13 protein-coding genes are annotated in these 17,170 nt (G+C 67.2%); 3 read left to right on the forward strand and 10 right to left on the reverse strand.

The window, feature by feature from the left end:
- Positions 1-114: 114 nt before the first annotated feature.
- The 6 genes from dld to ACZK1G_RS13560 form a co-directional block, all read right to left on the reverse strand.
- Positions 115-1,821: a D-lactate dehydrogenase gene (gene dld / locus ACZK1G_RS13535; RefSeq protein ID WP_101765675.1), complete on the reverse strand. Its 1,707-nt coding sequence runs from the start codon at positions 1,819-1,821 to the stop codon at positions 115-117.
- Entirely contained in the window at positions 1,818-2,957 is a 1,140-nt protein-coding gene (gene lldD, locus ACZK1G_RS13540; protein ID WP_010485059.1) for an FMN-dependent L-lactate dehydrogenase LldD, read from the reverse strand. The genes dld and lldD overlap by 4 nt, the downstream gene beginning before the upstream one ends.
- Before the next feature lie 4 nt (positions 2,958-2,961).
- Positions 2,962-3,726, reverse strand: a complete 765-nt coding sequence (gene lldR / locus ACZK1G_RS13545; protein WP_012480578.1) for a transcriptional regulator LldR — start codon at positions 3,724-3,726, stop codon at positions 2,962-2,964.
- 53 nt (positions 3,727-3,779) lie between these two features.
- Positions 3,780-5,438, reverse strand: coding sequence for an L-lactate permease (lldP, locus tag ACZK1G_RS13550; protein WP_101765676.1), 1,659 nt, complete (start codon positions 5,436-5,438; stop codon positions 3,780-3,782).
- 223 nt (positions 5,439-5,661) lie between these two features.
- Complete coding sequence (locus ACZK1G_RS13555; protein WP_005410036.1) at positions 5,662-6,114, reverse strand: MgtC/SapB family protein; 453 nt, start codon at positions 6,112-6,114, stop codon at positions 5,662-5,664.
- Between the two features lie 129 nt (positions 6,115-6,243).
- Positions 6,244-7,002, reverse strand: a complete 759-nt coding sequence (locus ACZK1G_RS13560; protein WP_101766417.1) for an SDR family NAD(P)-dependent oxidoreductase — start codon at positions 7,000-7,002, stop codon at positions 6,244-6,246.
- Positions 7,003-7,394: 392 nt separating this feature from the next.
- Here ACZK1G_RS13560 and ACZK1G_RS13565 point away from each other — a divergent pair, with 392 nt between their 5' ends.
- Complete coding sequence (locus tag ACZK1G_RS13565) at positions 7,395-8,348, forward strand: helix-turn-helix transcriptional regulator (protein WP_197622173.1); 954 nt, start codon at positions 7,395-7,397, stop codon at positions 8,346-8,348.
- 122 nt (positions 8,349-8,470) lie between these two features.
- On the opposite strand, the gene ACZK1G_RS13570 is transcribed toward ACZK1G_RS13565, so the two are convergent.
- From ACZK1G_RS13570 to ACZK1G_RS13580, 3 genes are all read right to left on the reverse strand, one after another.
- The gene (locus ACZK1G_RS13570; RefSeq protein WP_101765678.1) at positions 8,471-10,381 is read right to left on the reverse strand and encodes a CocE/NonD family hydrolase; all 1,911 of its coding nucleotides are present in this window, start codon (positions 10,379-10,381) and stop codon (positions 8,471-8,473) included.
- A 152-nt stretch (positions 10,382-10,533) separates the two neighbouring features.
- Positions 10,534-10,920: a DUF4440 domain-containing protein gene (locus tag ACZK1G_RS13575; RefSeq protein ID WP_049443341.1), complete on the reverse strand. Its 387-nt coding sequence runs from the start codon at positions 10,918-10,920 to the stop codon at positions 10,534-10,536.
- Positions 10,920-12,278, reverse strand: coding sequence for an MFS transporter (locus tag ACZK1G_RS13580; protein ID WP_101765679.1), 1,359 nt, complete (start codon positions 12,276-12,278; stop codon positions 10,920-10,922). The genes ACZK1G_RS13575 and ACZK1G_RS13580 overlap by 1 nt, the downstream gene beginning before the upstream one ends.
- A gap of 105 nt (positions 12,279-12,383) precedes the next feature.
- Here ACZK1G_RS13580 and ACZK1G_RS13585 point away from each other — a divergent pair, with 105 nt between their 5' ends.
- Positions 12,384-13,280: a LysR family transcriptional regulator gene (locus tag ACZK1G_RS13585; protein WP_049443339.1), complete on the forward strand. Its 897-nt coding sequence runs from the start codon at positions 12,384-12,386 to the stop codon at positions 13,278-13,280.
- A 100-nt stretch (positions 13,281-13,380) separates the two neighbouring features.
- Here ACZK1G_RS13585 and ACZK1G_RS13590 read toward each other — a convergent pair whose 3' ends face one another.
- Positions 13,381-16,176, reverse strand: a complete 2,796-nt coding sequence (locus ACZK1G_RS13590; protein WP_101765680.1) for a beta-glucosidase — start codon at positions 16,174-16,176, stop codon at positions 13,381-13,383.
- Between the two features lie 338 nt (positions 16,177-16,514).
- Here ACZK1G_RS13590 and ACZK1G_RS13595 point away from each other — a divergent pair, with 338 nt between their 5' ends.
- Positions 16,515-16,949, forward strand: coding sequence for a VOC family protein (locus tag ACZK1G_RS13595; protein ID WP_014037567.1), 435 nt, complete (start codon positions 16,515-16,517; stop codon positions 16,947-16,949).
- Positions 16,950-17,170 lie beyond the last annotated feature (221 nt).

Genomic DNA, 17,170 nt, shown 5'->3' on the forward strand with positions numbered 1-17,170 from the left:
GAGTCGAGCTCGCTCGACTTCACCTTTGTAGAGTCGAGCCATGCTCGACTGCTGTCTGTCGGGAAGAGCAGCCGAGCATAGGCTCGGCTCTACAGCAAAGCCGCGTTGTATCCGTCAATGCCCACTGCAATCGCAGCTGCCCCACCCCTTCGCCTTCGACGTCTGGCCGATACCGGGGTTGAACGTGTTGCTCGGGTCCAGCTGCTTGTAGAACCCGGCCAACGCAGGCTTGGCCGGGTACAGGTGGCCGACGTTGTGCTCGGCCGGATACTCGGCGCCACGCTGGTCCAGCAGCGCCCACATCGCATGCTCGATCGCCATCGGGTCTTCGCCCTTGCGTGCGATGTAGTCCTGGTGGAACACGTGGCACAGGAAGTGGCCGTAGTACAGCTTGTGCAGCAGGCGGCCGTCGATATCGGCCGGCAACTGCTCGAACCAGTCGGCGTCATCACGGCGCAGGGCGATGTCCAGCGCCACGATGTCCTGCACCTGGTCGCGGTGCACCTCGCGGTAGCGCACCGCCGCACCCGCCACGGCGAAGCGATGCAGGAAGGCCTTGCGCCCCTCATCGGCCGTGCAGTGGAAGTAACCGCCCTCGTGGTCGGCGAAGAAGCCGCGCAGCCAGGCCTCGGTTTCCGCTGCGTCCTGCGCGGAGACCTTCAGCAGCAGATGATGCTCGTAGCGCTGGCGGAACTCGCCCATGCGCTTGGGCAGGTGCGAGGGCAGCAGGCCGGTCAGCACCTGCATCACCCGGTCGGTCACCCCGCGCAGGCCCAGCCGCTCGAACCAGCCGTCAACCCGGCTCTTCAATGCGAACGCGGCCGGCACACGCGCGGTGCCGAGGCGATCGATCAGCAGGAAACTGTCCTTGCCGTAGCGCTCGCCGATGTCATAGGCATCGCGGTGGATGTATTCGCCGGCAATCGGCAGGCGTTCGAAGCCGGTCAGCAGCTGGCGCCGGATCGCGGTGAGGCTGTCGGTACGGTTGCTGCCGATATAGAAGACCTCGGCCGCCTCCTTCTCGAAGGTGTCCAGGCGCACCGCGAACACTGCCAGCTTGCCGGCAGATCCCGCTGCCTCGAAGTGGCGGCTGGGGTCGGCGTTGAAGCGTGCCGGCGTATCGGCATCGACCCGGCGCACTTCCTCGGCGTAGCGCGGATCGGAGGCGGCACGGCCGTCACCGTCACCCACGTCGGCAGCACGGTAATCACCCGCCTGCAGGCGCTGCAGGATCTGCTCGGGCGTATCGCCCAGCGCGATGCCCAGATGGTTGACCAGCTGCAGCTGGCCCTGCGCATCGACCTGCGCATACAGTGCCAGCTCGGTGTAGGCCGGGCCGCGACGCACCAGCGCGCCGCCGGAGTTGTTGCAGATGCCGCCCAGCACCGAGGCGCCGATGCAGGACGAGCCGATCACCGAATGCGGTTCACGGCCCAGTGGCGCCAGCGTCTGTTCCAGCCGGTCCAGTGTCGCGCCGGGCAGGCACAGCACCTGCCGACCTTCGTTCAACAGCTGGATGCCGGTCAGGCGCAGCGTGCTGGCCAGCACGATCGGACGCCCATAGTCGTTCCCATCCGGGGTCGAGCCACCGGTCAGGCCGGTGTTGGCTGCCTGCAGGATGATAGCCGCGCCGCCCTGCACCGCCGCCTGCAGCACACGCCACAGCTCCAGCAGCGTGCCCGGGCGCACCACCGCCAGCACCGGGCCCTCACCGAAGCGGTAGCCACGGCGGAAACGGCGGGTGGCCTTGTCGCCGGTCAGTACGTGGCGACTGCCGACTGCGTCGCGCAACTGCGCCAGCACGGCATCGTGGCCATTCATGGCAGGCTGACCAGCGAATCGCGACCGATGTCGGCGATGCGGCGCGCGCCGGTCAGTGTCATCGCCACGCGCATCTCCTTGGCGATCAGGTCCAGCAGGTTGGCCACGCCGGCCTCGCCCTGTGCGGCCAGCGCATAGACGAAGGCACGGCCCAGCAGCACGGTATCGGCCCCCAGCGCCAGCATGCGCACCACGTCCAGGCCGGTGCGGATGCCGGAATCGGCGAGGATCTTCAGGTCGCCCTGCACCGCATCGGCAATCGCCGGCAATGCACGCGCGGTGGACAGCACGCCATCCAGCTGGCGGCCACCGTGGTTGGAGACCACAATGCCATCGGCGCCGAACTTGACCGCATCGCGCGCGTCATCCGGGTCGAGGATGCCCTTGATCACCATCGGGCCCTTCCAGAATTCGCGGATCCACTCCAGGTCCTTCCACGAAATGGACGGATCGAAGTTGCTGCCCAGCCAGCCGATGTAATCCTCCAGCCCGGTCGGGTTGCCACGGTAGGTGGAGATGTTGCCGAGGTCATGCGGGCGGCCGAACAGGCCCACGTCCCACGCCCAGTGCGGATGGGTGATGGCCTGGCCGATGCGGCGCAGCGAGGCGTTCGGGCCGCTCATGCCCGAGTGCGCGTCACGGTAGCGCGCGCCCGGCACCGGCATGTCCACGGTGAACACCAGGGTGGTCACGCCCGCGGCCTGCGCCCGCTCCAGCGCATTGCGCATGAAGCCACGATCGCGCAGCACGTACAGCTGGAACCACATCGGCCGCTGGATCGCCGGGGCCACTTCCTCGATCGGGCACACCGATACGGTGGACAGGGTGAACGGGATGCCGCGGCTGTCGGCCGCGCGCGCCGCCTGTACTTCACCGCGCCGGGCATACATGCCGGTCAGGCCGACCGGTGCCAGCGCCACCGGCATCGCCAGTTTTTCGCCGAACAGCTCGGTTTCCAGGCTCAGGTCGGACATGTTGCGCAGGATGCGCTGGCGCAGCGCGATGTCGGACAGGTCGGAAACGTTGCGCTTCAGCGTGTGCTCGGCATACGCGCCGCCATCGATGTAGTGGAACAGGAACGGCGGCAGCCGGCGTTGCGCTGCGGCACGGTAATCGGTGGAGGCGGAGATGATCATGGGGTCAACCGTGTGGGGAAGGTAGACGCGAGGCCCGCGCACGCCGGGCTTCGTTGTCATCGAGGGTGCGCAGCGTGGTGTGCACGAACTCGAGGTGGGCATGCGCGGCGGCGCGCGCGCGTTCGGGGTCGCCGGCCAGCACCGCGTCCATCATCTCGCGGTGCTGGTCGGACAGCGGCGAGAAGGTCCTCGCCGAGGTATAGAGCTTCTCGCGGCTCTGCGAGATGTTGGTCTGCAGCAGTTCGAACAGGCCGCGCATCACCTGCAGCAGCACCAGGTTGTGCGAGGCCTCGGCGATGGACAGGTGGAAGGCGGCGTCGGCCTCGGCTTCGCCGGTGGGGTCGTCCTTGCCGTGCGCGTCCATCATGGTCTGGAAGGCCTGGGCGATGCGCGTGCGGTCCTCGTCGGTGGCACGCAGCGCCGCATGCCAGGCGGTGGCACCTTCCAGCGCGTGGCGGATCTCCAGCACGTCGAAGCGGTACTCCGGGTCGCCCTGGAACAGCGGCAGGTACGGCGCCAGCGGTTCATCCAGCGCCTGCCGCGCGCGCGCCGCGGGTTCGGCCACGTAGGTGCCGCCACCCACCCGTGCGGTCAGCAGGCCCTGGCTGGCCAGCTGCGCGATGGCCTCGCGCAGCGCGGTGCGCGAGACCCCCAGCTGTACCGCCAGGGTGCGCTCGGCCGGCAACCGGTCACCCGGCTGAAGCCGCTGTTCCTGCACCAGGCCGCGCAGCTGCGCGGCCACCTTGTCCGAAATGCGTTGCGTGCTCATGGCGCCATTGTGGCCCGAAGCGCGCAGCGGGTGGTCGGCTGACCGTGCATGGCTCAGGGAATCATCCAGGTCAGCCAGTAGGCCTGCGCCAGGGTGATCAGGCCGACCATCGTGGTGAAGATCAGGCTGTGCTTGACCGTGAAACGGAACAGGTCCGATTCCTTGCCGGCCAGGCCGACCGCGGCGCAGGCAATGGCAATCGACTGCGGCGAGATCATCTTGCCGGTAACGCCACCGGTGGTGTTGGCCGCCACCAGCAGCACGTCGGCTACGCCGATCTGCTGCGCGGTGGTGGCCTGCAGCGCCGAGAACAGCGCGTTGGACGAGGTGTCCGAGCCGGTCAGGAACACGCCCAGCCAGCCCAGGAACGGCGAGAAGAACGGGAACGCGTCACCGGTGTGCGCCAGTGCCAGCGCCAGCGTTGCCGACAGGCCCGAGTAGTTGGCGATGAAGGCGAAGGCCAGCACCATGCCGATCGAATAGATCGGCATGCGCAGCTCACGCACCGTCTCACCGAAGGTCTGCAACGCCGACCGGGCCGGCATGCGCAGCGCGATGATGGCGATCACTGCGGCGAGGATGATCGACGTACCGGTGGCCGAGAACCAGTCGAACTTGTAGACCGCCTCGTAGCTGAGTGGCGCGTCCACGATCGGTGGCATCTTCTGCACCATCTGGTCCAGGCCCGGCACCGGGAGCTTCAGCACCCAGCTTTCCAGCGGGCCGCCCGCCGCGAACAGCGACTTGAACGGCTTGATGCTCCACAGCGTGACCATCGCGGTGAGGATCAGGAACGGCGACCACGCCTTGGCGATCTGGCCGACGCTGTAGCGCGGCGCTTCCAGTGCCTGTGCAGCCGCCTCGGCGCTGGTTTCGGTGTCGAAGCGGAAGATCCGTACCGGCTTCCAGCGGCGCAGGAACAAAGTCAGGCAGACCAGCGACGCCAGCGACGCGGTGATGTCCGGCAGTTCCGGGCCGATGAAATTGGAGGTCAGGTACTGGGCGATGGCGAACGAACCACCGGCCACCAGCACCGCCGGCCAGGTTTCCTTGATGCCGCGCCAGCCATCCATGATCGCCATGATCCAGAACAGCACGATGAGGGTCAGGAACGGCAGCTGGCGGCCGGCCATCTGGCCGATCTCGAACGCGTCCAGGCCGGTGACCTGCCCGGCCACGATGATCGGAATGCCCATCGCCCCGAACGCCACCGGCGCGGTGTTGACGATCAGGCACAGGCCGGCGGCATACAGCGGCTTGAAGCCCAGCCCGACCAGCAGCGCCGCGGTAATCGCCACCGGCGCGCCGAAGCCGGCCGCACCTTCGAGGAAGGCACCGAAGGCGAAGCCGACCATCAGCATCTGCAGGCGCTGGTCTTCGGTCACCGACAGGATCGAGGCGCGGATGATGTCGAACTGCCCGGTCTTGACCGAGACTTTGTAGAGGAACACCGCGCCGATGATGATCCAGGCGATCGGCCACAGCCCGTAGACGAAGCCGAACCCGGCCGCGCCCAGCGCCTGGGTCAACGGCATGCGGTAGAACAGCAGGGCCACGCCGAGTGCGATGGCCACGGTGATCGTGCCGGCCAGCCAGCCCTTCATGCGCAGCACGGCCAGGGCGACGAAGAAGAACGCGATCGGCAGCAGCGCGATCAGGCTGGACAACCACAGGTTGCCGGCGGGGTCGTACAGATGTTGCCAGGGCTGCATGAAGGCTCTCGACTGGGGCGGGATGTGCTCCACCGCGGGCGGTGGGTCGCCGTGATCGATATTTATTGGTCCTACCAATAAGCGGAATCATCGAACCACGTGGAGCGGATTTAACCGCCACTCCGGCGAAGCGCCTATTAGACCATAGGGCTAGGCGCCATATTGGTCCGACCAAATAGATCCCTATGGTAGTGCCGGCCGCTGGCCGGCAACTCGAGATTCCTTACGAAATCCGCTTCTCCAACCGCCGCATCACCGCCAGCACCAGCACGCACAGCACGCTCACCCCGATTGCAATCACGTATTTGCCGATGCCCACGGCGATGCCGATGGCCGCCGCCATAATCAGCGAGCTTGCGGTGGTCAATCCGCTGACCTGGTCCTCGCGTGAGCCACGCAGGATGGTGCCGGCGGCCACGAATCCCACGCAGGCCACCACCGCTTCGATAAGACGTACCGGGTCAACCTGCAGCAGGTCACGGTAACGCTCCTGCTGGAAATGCTCCGCCACTGAATCGCCGAGTCCAACAATCAGCGCAGCAGCGCCGGCAATCAGCATGTGCGTGCGCAGGCCGGCAGCGTGCTTGCCCATCTCGCGCTCGACGCCGAGCACGCCGCCGAACAGCATTGCTGCGGCCACGCGCAGCAGGATCGAGACATCCTGGGTGAGTTCCATGGGCAGGCTCCGGGAGTTTCCCGGAGCGTCGCGTGGCACCCGTGGCACAGAGGTGAAGGCCACGCCACAGTCCGTTCACCTGGTAGCGCCGGGCCATGCCCGGCGTCACCGCACCCTGCGTTCAACGCATCACTGCGCGAGGTAGCCACCATCGATGGCGTAGTACGCGCCGGTCGCGAACGAGGCATCGTCACTGGCCAGCCAGGCCACCAGTGCCGCCACTTCCTCCGCCGTACCCAGCCGCTTCAGCGCGTGCCGCCCTTCCAGCGTGGCACGCACCTTCGGGTCCATCTTCTCCAGCAGCGGCGTGCTGATGAAACCCGGGCCGACTGCATTGACACGGATACCATCGCCCGCATGCTCCCAGGCGGCGGTCTGGGTCAGCCCGACCACGCCGTGCTTGGCCGCGACGTACGCAGTGGAACCGGCATAGCCGACCTGGCCCAGGATCGAGGCCATGTTGATGATGCTGCCGCCGGTGCCGGCCGTCCGCATCGCCTGGATCTGCGCACGCTGGCACAGGAACACACTGGTGAGGTTGACGTCGATCACGCGCTGCCAGCCATCGATCGGATAGTCACCGCTGCTGGCCGCCGGCCCGCCGATACCGGCGTTGTTGACCGCCACATGCAGGCCGTCGAGTTCCTTGATCGTGCGCTGCACGGCTGCCTCCACCGCAACGTCGTCGGTGACGTCCAGCGCGATGCCAATGGCCTGTGCACCGGTGCTGCGCAACTGCGCCACGGTGGCATCCACCGCATCCTGCTTCAGGTCCCAGACTGAAATACGGGCACCGGATGCGGCCAGCGTCTGCGCCACGGCCAGGCCGATGCCCGACACGCCGCCGGTCACGATCGCGGTCTTGCCGGTCAACTGATAATCAATCATCTGCATTCTCCATCAGTGGGGGTAGCGATGCGGCGCGCGGCCGCCAATCCATCACCCTACGCCGGCCGCTGTGACGAGCAGACCAACAGCCTGTCCGCGGATCGTTCCAGCAATGAAACCTCAACCGAAGTTCATGTAGGGAATCAAGTACGGATATAGCGCCAAAACGCTGGCGTATGTTCGACGCCCCGTTCAACTTGGCCGTAATGACCAATCGGTTTGACCGTATTCAAATCCCCTGCGAATGATTCGCAGCGACAATGGGAAACGTTTCCAGTTTCTTCGACACATTCCCTCCAACCTGGCGTTTTCCGGCCTTCCAGGCTGCCCGCTACGCGGCAGCACAGGGGCCCATGGCCGCCAGCGCCTCCCCCTCCTGTACGTGCCGAGCGATGTCCCGATACTTCACCTTTTCCGATTACCGCCGCTTCGGCCAACGCCATGGCTTCGATTACCGCGCTGATCCGGAACACCTGCGCGAGGACCAGTGGGCCGGCCACGGCGAAGTCAACGAACAGTTCATGCGCGGTGGCATGAGCCTGATCGCCTCCGACGTGCATAACCGGTTTCCCTATGTGGCTACCGCGCAGCAGCGCCCCGGGCTCGCCATCCGCGTGATGCTGCAGGGCCAGGTCGACGTGCGTATCCCGCGACGCGGAAGTTTCACCTTGCGTGCCGGCACCGCGATGACCGCCCACCATCGCGACCAGATCGAGATGACCGGTGCGCACCCCGGCGAAACGCGCCTGCGTGGGGTCAGCGTGATCGTGCCGGGTGGCATCGACGCGGATGTCTTCCAGATGCCACAGCTGGAAAACGCGCTTGGCACGCACCTGGAATGCCGCCACTGGGCCATTCCCCACACCATGCTGCCGGTGCTGGGCCAGTTGTTCGACAGCCCGTGGCAGGACGGCATCGACGCCTTGTGGCGCGAAGGCGTGGCACTGCAGCTGCTGGCCCTCGGCCTGCAGGCCGAGGATCTGCAGACCGACCAGGTACGCACGCTGCGCGCCGGCCAGCGTGAGCGCCTGGAACGGGTGCGCAGCTACCTGCATGACGACCCCAGCCATGCACACAGCCTGGTCGAGCTGGCCCGGCTGGCCTGCATGAGCCCCAGCTCATTGCGCCGCCACTTTGCCCAGCAGTATGGAAGCTCGGTATTCGACTACCTGCACGAGCAGCGCATGCGCCATGCCGAACAGGGCCTGCGCGAAGACGGATGGACGGTTGAGCAGGCCGCGGCCGCCAGTGGCTACCGCCACCCCAGCAATTTCGCCGCGGCGTTCCGCAAACGCTTCGGCCTGGTGCCCAGCCGCTGGCGCACCGGCCCGTCGAAGGTGGGGTAGCAGCTCCCGCTCTGGTAGGTGTCGACCTTGGTCGACACGCTCTGGCACCATCGCGGATGCCGGCCAGCGGCCGGCACTACCGCAGCCGCCGGGTATCGCGCACCCGGCGTACCTCATCAAACTCAATACACCGGCAGATCGATGTAGCTGGCCTGCGCCGCACTGTGCCAGACCCGCTGCGTGGCCTTCTGGTAATCGCCCGGCTTGGCCAGGTAGATATTCGGCACGTAGGTCTGCGGGTTGCGGTCGTACAACGGGAACAGGCTGGACTGCACCTGCACCATCACCCGGTGCCCCTTCTGGAAGGTGTGGTTGGCATTGGGCAGGTCGAAGCGGTACGGCAGCACTTCGTTGGCGGCCAGCGGCTTCGGATCGCTGAAGCTCTCGCGATAGCGGCCGCGGAAGATCGCCAGCGACACCGGCAGCTCGTAACCGCCCATCTCCGGCGTCGACGCTTCCTGGTCCGGATACACGTCGATCAGCTTCACCACCCAGTCGCTGTCGGTGCCACTGGTCGACGCCTGCAGATGCACCACCGGTGCGCCGCCGATGCGCAGCGGCGCGGCCAGCGGTTCGGTGATGAAGGTCAGCACGTCCGGGCGGCCATCAACGAAACGCTGGTCCTTGACCAGCCAGGTGGTCCACATATCGCGGTCGCCGAAGCGGACCGGGCGCGGCACGAACGGCACCGGCTTGGCCGGGTCGGACACGTATTCCTCGAAGTCACCCTCGCCCGCCGCCGGCGCCTGGAACGCCAGCTTGCCGCCGGCACGCAGGTACAGCGGCTTGCTGCTGGCGGCACAGCCCTTGTCGCAGCTGCGCGGCCAGCCCTTGAGGCGATCCCAGTGGTTTTCACCGGTGTTGTAGATCAGCACCGGCGGCGTGTCCGCCTTCGGCGCACCGTCCACCAGGTACTGGTCGAAGAACGGCTTGAGCACATCGCGACGGAACTGCAGCGCGGTATCGCCATCGAACTTCAGCGCACCCAGCTCGCTGCCGCTGTAGTTCACCTGGCTGTGCCGCCACGGGCCCATCACCAGGTAGTTGCGGTTGTTGCCGCTGTCGCGCCCTTCCATCGCCTGGTAGGCGTGGTTGGCCCCCCACATGTCTTCCTGGTCCCACAGGCCCTGCAGCCACATGGTCGGCACCTTCAGCGGTGTCTTTGCCATCACCGCATCCAGCGCCTGGCCCTGCCAGAAGCCATCATAGGCCGGGTGCTCGACCAGCTTCTTCCACCAGGTCAGTTGGTCCACGCCGGTGAAACGCGCGTAGTCGCCGGCCGAACCGATGCGCAGGAAGGTGCTGTAGTCGTCGTAGCCGAGGCTGGGCAGCGGCGTGCCCTTGCCGCGCTTCTCGGTCTGCATCGCGAAATAGTTGAAATTGACCTGGCGGAACGCACCGTAGTTGAGCCAGTCATCACCCATCCAGCCATCAACCATCGGGCTCTGCGGCGCAGCCACCTTCAGCGCCGGGTGCGGGTCGGTCAGCGCCATCACCACGGTGAAGCCCTCGTACGACGAACCGAGCATGCCGACCTTGCCATTGCTCTCCGGAACGTTCTTCACCAGCCAGTCGATGGTGTCCCAGGCGTCGGTAGAGTGATCCACCTTGGTATTGTTCAATGGCCCGCGCAGCGGCCGGGTCATCACGTAATCGCCTTCGGAGCCGTACTTGCCACGGATATCCTGGAACACGCGGATGTAACCGCCGTCGACGAACACCTCATCGCCCTGCGGCAGCAGGTCGCGCATGCGCGGTGAATCACTGCGGCTGGCGCGGCCGGCGGCATCGTAAGGGGTGCGGGTCAGCAGGATCGGGGCGTTGCGGGCGCCCTTGGGCACCACGATCACCGTATACAGCTTGGTGCCATCACGCATCGGCACCATCACCACGCGCTTGTCGTAGTCACGACCGACATCGGGGGCAACGAAGGGTTTGCCGCTGATGTCCGGGGTCATCGGCGGGGTATCGGCGGCCAGCACGGTGCTGGACAGGCAAAGGGCGATGGCAACAGCAACGGCACGCACACGCATGGACAACCCCTCCCGGCAGGAAAGCCTCAAGCCTACTCCTGCCCCGAGCCGTGAAGTGTGTGCAGGCTTTGCATTCTGCGGTGGGTGCAGGCAGGACTGATGGCACATGTGCCTGCGGTGCCGCTGCGCTCGCCGGCGACCGGCACGACCGATCAGGCTGCCGCTACTTCATGCAGCGCCAGCCAGCGCCAACGGCCCTCTTCCTGCCGCAGCACGGCCAACGATTCCCGCCAGGCAACCGTCCCTTCGCCCACCGAATGCCCTTCGCGATAGCGCAGCACCGCCAGCGGCAACGGCGCCGCCACCGCCTGCACGGCCTCGATGGAAATCATCAGGCCCGGACGCGCGCCATGGCCGCCCTCGAACAGCACCTGCACAGCCTGCCGATCCAACCGGCGCCCGGCGATGCCGACCATGCTGAAGTCCGCGCAGAAATGCGCCATCAGGTCCTGCAGCGCGTCGGTGCTGACGTCGGCACGGAACCAGGCCTGCAGTTTGTCGTGCAGGTGGTGGATTTCATGTTCTGCGGTGGTATCCATCAGGCATTCTCGGGTTGCGGAAAGGAAAGCTGTTGCGGCCGACGCAGCAGCGCCAGAGGCAGCAGGGTCAGTACGGCGGCCAGCCCCAGCGCTACGCGGGTGGCGTGGGCCGGCAGCCATTGCATGGCCAATGCCAACAGCAGCGCGATGGCCGCGGTGCCCAGGCAGAAGCTGAGCTGGCGGTTGAGGTTCCAGAGTGCGCTGGCATCGCCCAATGCTTCGCCCTCGACCCCATGGAAGGCCAGCGTCTGCGCGGTGCTGCTGCACAGGCTGCCGCCGGCGCCCATCAGCGCGAACAGCAGTCCGGCCAACGCGACGTGCGGCTGCGGCAGCAGCGCCATCAGCAGCAGGCCGCTGGCCTGCAGAAGCATGCCCGTACGCAGTACCGTGGCCGGGCCGAAGCGGGCCAGCAGGCGCTTGCTGGCCGTGATCGCAATGGCCGAGGCCAGCGCCCACGGCAGCATCAACGCGCCGATGCGTGCAGCGCTGTAACCGGCCTGGTGCAGCTGCAGGGTACTGACCAACTGACTGCCGATGAATACGCCCGGCACGGCCAGATACACCAGCATTGCCAGCCTCAGCCCACGGTGGGACAGGAGCGACCAGCGCAGCAGTGGCTGCACCTGCCGACGTGCATGCCGCAGGTGGGCCGCCGCCAGCAGCAGCGCGACCAGCAGCAACACGGCACCGGCACCGCGATGTCCAGACTCGCCCAGCCAGGTCAGCGCCAACAGCAACGCGCCCAGCGCCAGCATCGCGGTAGACAGCGCATAGGCCTGCAGGCGCGGCGTACTGCGCGCGCCATCGGCCGGCATCCAGGCCAGCACCAGGCCGATTGCCATCACCGCCAACGGCAGGCTGGCCCAGAGCACGCCGCGCCAGGACAACCACTGCACCAACAGCCCGCCCAGCGCCGGCGCCAGTGCCGGCACCAGCAGGGCCACCAGCAGGATGCGGCGGGTCAGCGCGCCACGCTGGTCGGGCGTGCATTGCCGGTACGCCGCAGCCTGTGCCACGGGAATCAGCAGGCCGCCAGCCAACCCCTGTAGCAGGCGCCAGCCGAGCAGCCAGCCGATCCCCGGTGCGGCGCCTGCCAGCGCAGCGGCAACCGCGAACAACAGCAACGCCACCAGCAGCAAGCGACGCTCGCCGCAGCGCGCAGCCAGCCAGGGCGCCAACGGAATCACCACGCTCAGGCCCAGCATGTAGGCCGTGCCGACCCAGGCCAGGGTGCTGATATCGGCGTGCAGTTCCGCTGCCAATGCCGGATAGGCCACCGTGGCGATGAACATGTTGACCAGATCCAGGGCGAACACCAGCAGGAAGATCACCTCATGGCGCAGGCGGGGGGACGGCATCGGCGGTGCTCCAGCAGAGAGACCGCCAGCATGCCGCCCTGGCCTTGCTGGAAAAACACGACGACAGCTGCAACACTGTCAAACCTGCTTTGACAATGAATCGCCATGGTCAGCCTCGATCGCTTCGATATCTTCCGTGCCGTGGTCGAGGCCGGCAGCCTGACCGCAGCGGCCGATCGGCTCGGCCTGAGTCGTGCGGTGGTCAGCTTCAACCTGAAGCGGCTGGAGCAGGAGCTGGGCGTGACCCTGCTGCTGCGCAGCACCCGCCACCTGGCCCTGACCGAGGCCGGCGAGCAGTTCCTGCAGCACTGCGTGCAGGCGCTGGATGCCGCACAGGCAGCGATCGATGCCGCGCGCCGCGACCAGCACCAGCTGCAGGGCGTGCTGCGCCTGACGACCACACCGGAGTACGCACAGCTGCGCCTGATCACGGCGCTGGAGGCGTTCCGTGCCCGGCATCCGGCCTTGCAGCTGCACCTGTCGACCTCACCGGCACCGGCCGACCTGATTCCCGAACGCTTCGACCTGGCGATCCGCCTCGGCCGCCTGCCGGACTCGGGCCTGCACGCCAATGAACTGGAGCGCCACCCACTGTGCGCGGTGGCGGCTCCGTCCCTGCTGGCGCGCCTGCCCTCTGCCGAGGCAGCCGATGATCCTGTACTGCTGGGAACCCTGCCCCGCCTGGGCTACCCGCGCCTGGCCGATGTTCCGGTGGTGGCACCGGATGGCAGCGACGCCCTGTTTGCCACCAACCCGGGCAACGCGGTGGTGCGCGTGGATGGTGCCAGCAGCCTGCGCGCGTTCGCCTTGGCCGGCGCCGGGGTCACCGTGCTGCCACGCTGGCTGATCGAGGACGACCTGGCCCAGGACCGGCTGCGCCCGGTGCTGCGCCAGCACCGCTTCCCGCAGCAGAGCGTGTACGCGGTCTACCCGCATAGCACGCAGCCCTCACCGAAGGTGCGGCAGCTGATTGATTTCCTGCGCGACCGGTTCGCCACATGAAAAAGGGGACGGAGGGGATCAAGTCGTTTATGCATAAACGACTTGATCCCCTCCGTCCCCTTTTTCAGACACGGCCCTGTGCGGGCCGTGTCTTCAGGCATCAGCGCAGCACCTGCTCCACCAGCGGCACATCCACCGTCTGCAGCGGTTCGGCGGCGTTGCGCGACAGTTGCACCTGGTAGGTGCCGCCGTCGATCTTCCACTGGCGGGCCTGCGCATCGTAGTGGGCCAGGGTCTTCGGCTCGGCTTCGATGCGGATGCGGCGCTGTTCGCCCGGCTGCAGGTTCACCTTGTCATAGCCGATCAGGCGGATCGGCGTGGTGCTGCCGGCCGGCAACTTCAGGTACAGCTGGGCGACGTCGGCACCGGCGCGCTTGCCGGTGTTGCGGATGTCGACGCTGGCGACCAGGCGCGAGCCTTCCACGCTCACCTTCAGGTTTTCATAGGCGAAGGAGGTATAGGACAGGCCATGGCCGAACGCGAAGGTCGGGGTCAGGCCCTTGGCCGCCATCCACTTGTAGCCGACGTTGGCGCCTTCGATATCGAAATCGAACACATCACCGAACGGCTTGGCCGGCTTGAAGCCGAGGCCGTCGATGTGCGGGCGCGGCAGCTGCGATTCGTCCACCACCCAGGTCACCGGCAGGCGGCCGGACGGATTGACCTGGCCGGTCAGCAGCGCGGCAATGCCTTCGCCACCGCGGATGCCCGGGTACCAGGCCTGCAGCATCGCCGGCACCTGCGCCAGCCACGGCGTACGCACCGGGCCGTTGGTTTCCAGTACCAGCACGGTCTTCGGGTTGGCCTTGGCCACCGCCGAGATCAGGGCGTCCTGGTTGTCCGGCAGCTGCATGTCCGGCAGGTCCACCGATTCGGCCGCCCACTGGGTGGCGAACACGATGGCCACGTCGGCCTGCGCGGCTGCCTTGGCCGCAGCGGCGGCATTGCTGCCGTCCACATACTCGAAGGTTGCATCCGGACGCGCCGTACGCAGCGATTCCAGCGGCGAGGACGGGTGGAAGATCACCGGGCCCGGCCAAGTGGTCGGCAGCACGCCCGGCACTGCGTTGGTGCCCTTGGCGGTCACGCCCACCATCGATGAACCACCACCGCCGATCACGCCCTTGTCGGCATGGCCACCGATGATGACGATGCGCTTCACGCTGTCGGCCAACGGCAGCAGGTTGCCTTCATTGCGCAGCAGCACGCTGCCTTCTTCCACCGTGCGCTGGGCGACGGCGAAACCGGCCTCGGCGTCGACCTTCTGGTGCTGCGGCGGGTTGTCGAAGTTGCCGTGCAGGAACATCGTGCGCAGGATGCGCGCCACCATGTCGTTCAGGCGCGCCTGCGGCACCACGCCGCCATGCACGGCCAGGCGCAGCGGTTCATCGAAGAACACCGCCGCATCGAACACTTCACCGGCCGACTGCTGGTCCAGGCCGGCCAGCGCCGCCTTGGAACCGCTGTGCACGCCGCCCCAATCGGACATCACGAAACCGGGGAACTTCCATTCCTGCTTCAGCACCTGGTTCATCAGGTAGCCGTTCTCGCAGCCGTAGGTACCGTTGATCTTGTTGTAGGAGCACATCGCCACGCCCGGGCGGCCGGCATCCAGCGCGATCTCGAAGGCCAGCAGGTCGGACTCGTGCATGGCCTGTTCGCCGATGCGCACGTCGTGGAAGTTGCGGCGGGTCTCCATGTCGTTCAGCGCGAAGTGCTTCATCGAGGAGATCACGTGCTGGCTCTGCACGCCCTGGATCAGCGCGCCGACCATCGAACCGGCCAGCAGCGGGTCTTCGCCGGCGTATTCGAAATTGCGTCCGTTGCGCGGGTCGCGCTGCAGGTTGACGCTGCCCGACAGCAGGATGTTGAAGCGCTGCTGCCAGGCCTCGCGGCCCATGGTCGCGCCACCGGCAAAGGCAACCTGCGGGTTCCAGCTCGATGCGGTGGACGGGCCCGACGGCATCGCCGTGGCGAAGTCGCCCGGACGGATGCCACCCGGATTGGTCACGCCGACGCCGGCATCGGCCGACTGCTGCGACGGAATGCCCAGGCGCGCCACGCCCGGCACGAAACCGGCCGAGCCGACCGCGCCTTCCGGCAGCGGGCCACCATCCTTGCCCAGCCCGAAGTAGCTGTGCAGCATCTGGAACTTCTCATCCTCGGTCATCGCCTTCAGCAGCAGCGCAGCGCGCGCATCGGCGTTGAGGGTGGTGTCCATCCACGGCGTGTCGCCGTGCTTGTCGGCGGCGTAGGCCAGGGTCAGCAGCGTGGCACGCAGGGTGCTGCCTTCCACCTTGAACGGTGCACTGCTGGCGGCCTGGAAGCCGTCGCTGAAATAGCTGGCATCCGCTTCCAGCGCCACACGCGCCGGATCGAAGCCTGCAGCCTTGGCCGATTCACTGGCCACCGCGCCAAGCAGCACCGCCGGTGCGCCCAACCGCGAGCGGGTGACCAGCGCCGGCAGCTGCGCGGCACCTGCGCCGGCATCGGTGTAGACCGCCACGGTGTGGCGGCCGTCGTCCAGGCGCAGGTAATTCAGGCCGGGCTGGTCCGGACCGGATTCGGCGGCGATCGGCAGCCGGGTCAGCACGGCCTGGCCGCGCTGGGTCTGGCCATCATCCTTGCCGGCAGCAATGAAGCGGTACTCGTAGCCCAGGCCGTCGGCCAGCACCTGCAGCGGGTCGATCTGACCGATGCCGCGCTGCACCTGGCGCACGCTGACCGCGTCCACCTGCAGGGTCTTCAACTGGGCAGCGAGGGCCGGCATCGCTGCAGCATCCGGTGCCTGTTCCAGGGTCAGCACGGTGAACGCGGCGGGGTCGGCCCAGGCCGGGGCGGCCAGTGCAGCAGACAGGGCCAGGGACAGGGCGAGCGGCTTTGTAAACGTTTTCATCGGCAGGCGTAATTCCGTTGCCAAGGCAATCGGTCCAGGGAAAGTGCCGCCGAAGGGTGCAGCGTTCATGCCGCGCAGGGGTTGCCAGGCAACGTCCCGCAGGCCGAAGGACGGGCCGGTCTGCGCGCGGGACCCTCCTCCCGGCGTGACAACCTGCCTGCCCGGGCCGCGCAGGGCGACCCAATCATGTGAAGATTGTGCGAGGGCGTTCATACCTGTCAACAGGACCTAAGTCACAGAGGCAACCCGGCCAGCGGTTATCAGGCCATCACCGGCGGTCATCAGCGGGCCGCGCGGGGCTGCCGATAATGGGGCGTCACCGGCCCTGAACCCCGCCCATGAACATTCACCGCGACTTCGATCATCTCTGGCGCGACCGCTGTGATACCTCGAGCCAACGCAGCCCACGCGTGCTGATCCGGGTATTTGTTGCGCCTGGCGAACTGGAGCGCAGCGTGGCCTTCTACGAGCAGCTGCAGGGCGTGGTGGCCGATGCGGGTTTTCCGTTTCCCGATGCCGGCCTGCGCCTGGCGATGGTCGGTGCATTCCTGCTGATCGAAGGGTGCGATGAAGCACTGGCGCCGTTCACCTCGACCACGGGGACGCTGCTGGTCGATGACGTTCGGCCTTATCACGACAAGCTGGTCGCCGCGGGCGCCGAGATCATCTTCCCGCTGCAGGTGGTCCCGACCGGGGCGGCGTTCAATGCGGTGCATCCCGATGGCACCGTGGTCGAGTACGTACATCACCGGCCCGACCCGCACGGGCGGTGAGGGTACGCACGGCCGGGCTGCGCCCGGCACCCGCCGAGGCAACATCAACGTCAACAGCCAGAGCAACAGCAAAAGCTGGGTTCCTGCAGGTAGGCGGGGTGGGTCCGGTTGCGGGGGACGGCGCAAGTACGTCCATGTAGCCTCGGTCGCCGCATCCATGCGGCTCACGCCCCCGCAACCGGACCCACCCCGCCTTCGACAATTCGCCGCAATCTGCAGTG

The organism is Stenotrophomonas sp. 109824_Sma, assembly GCF_056480025.1.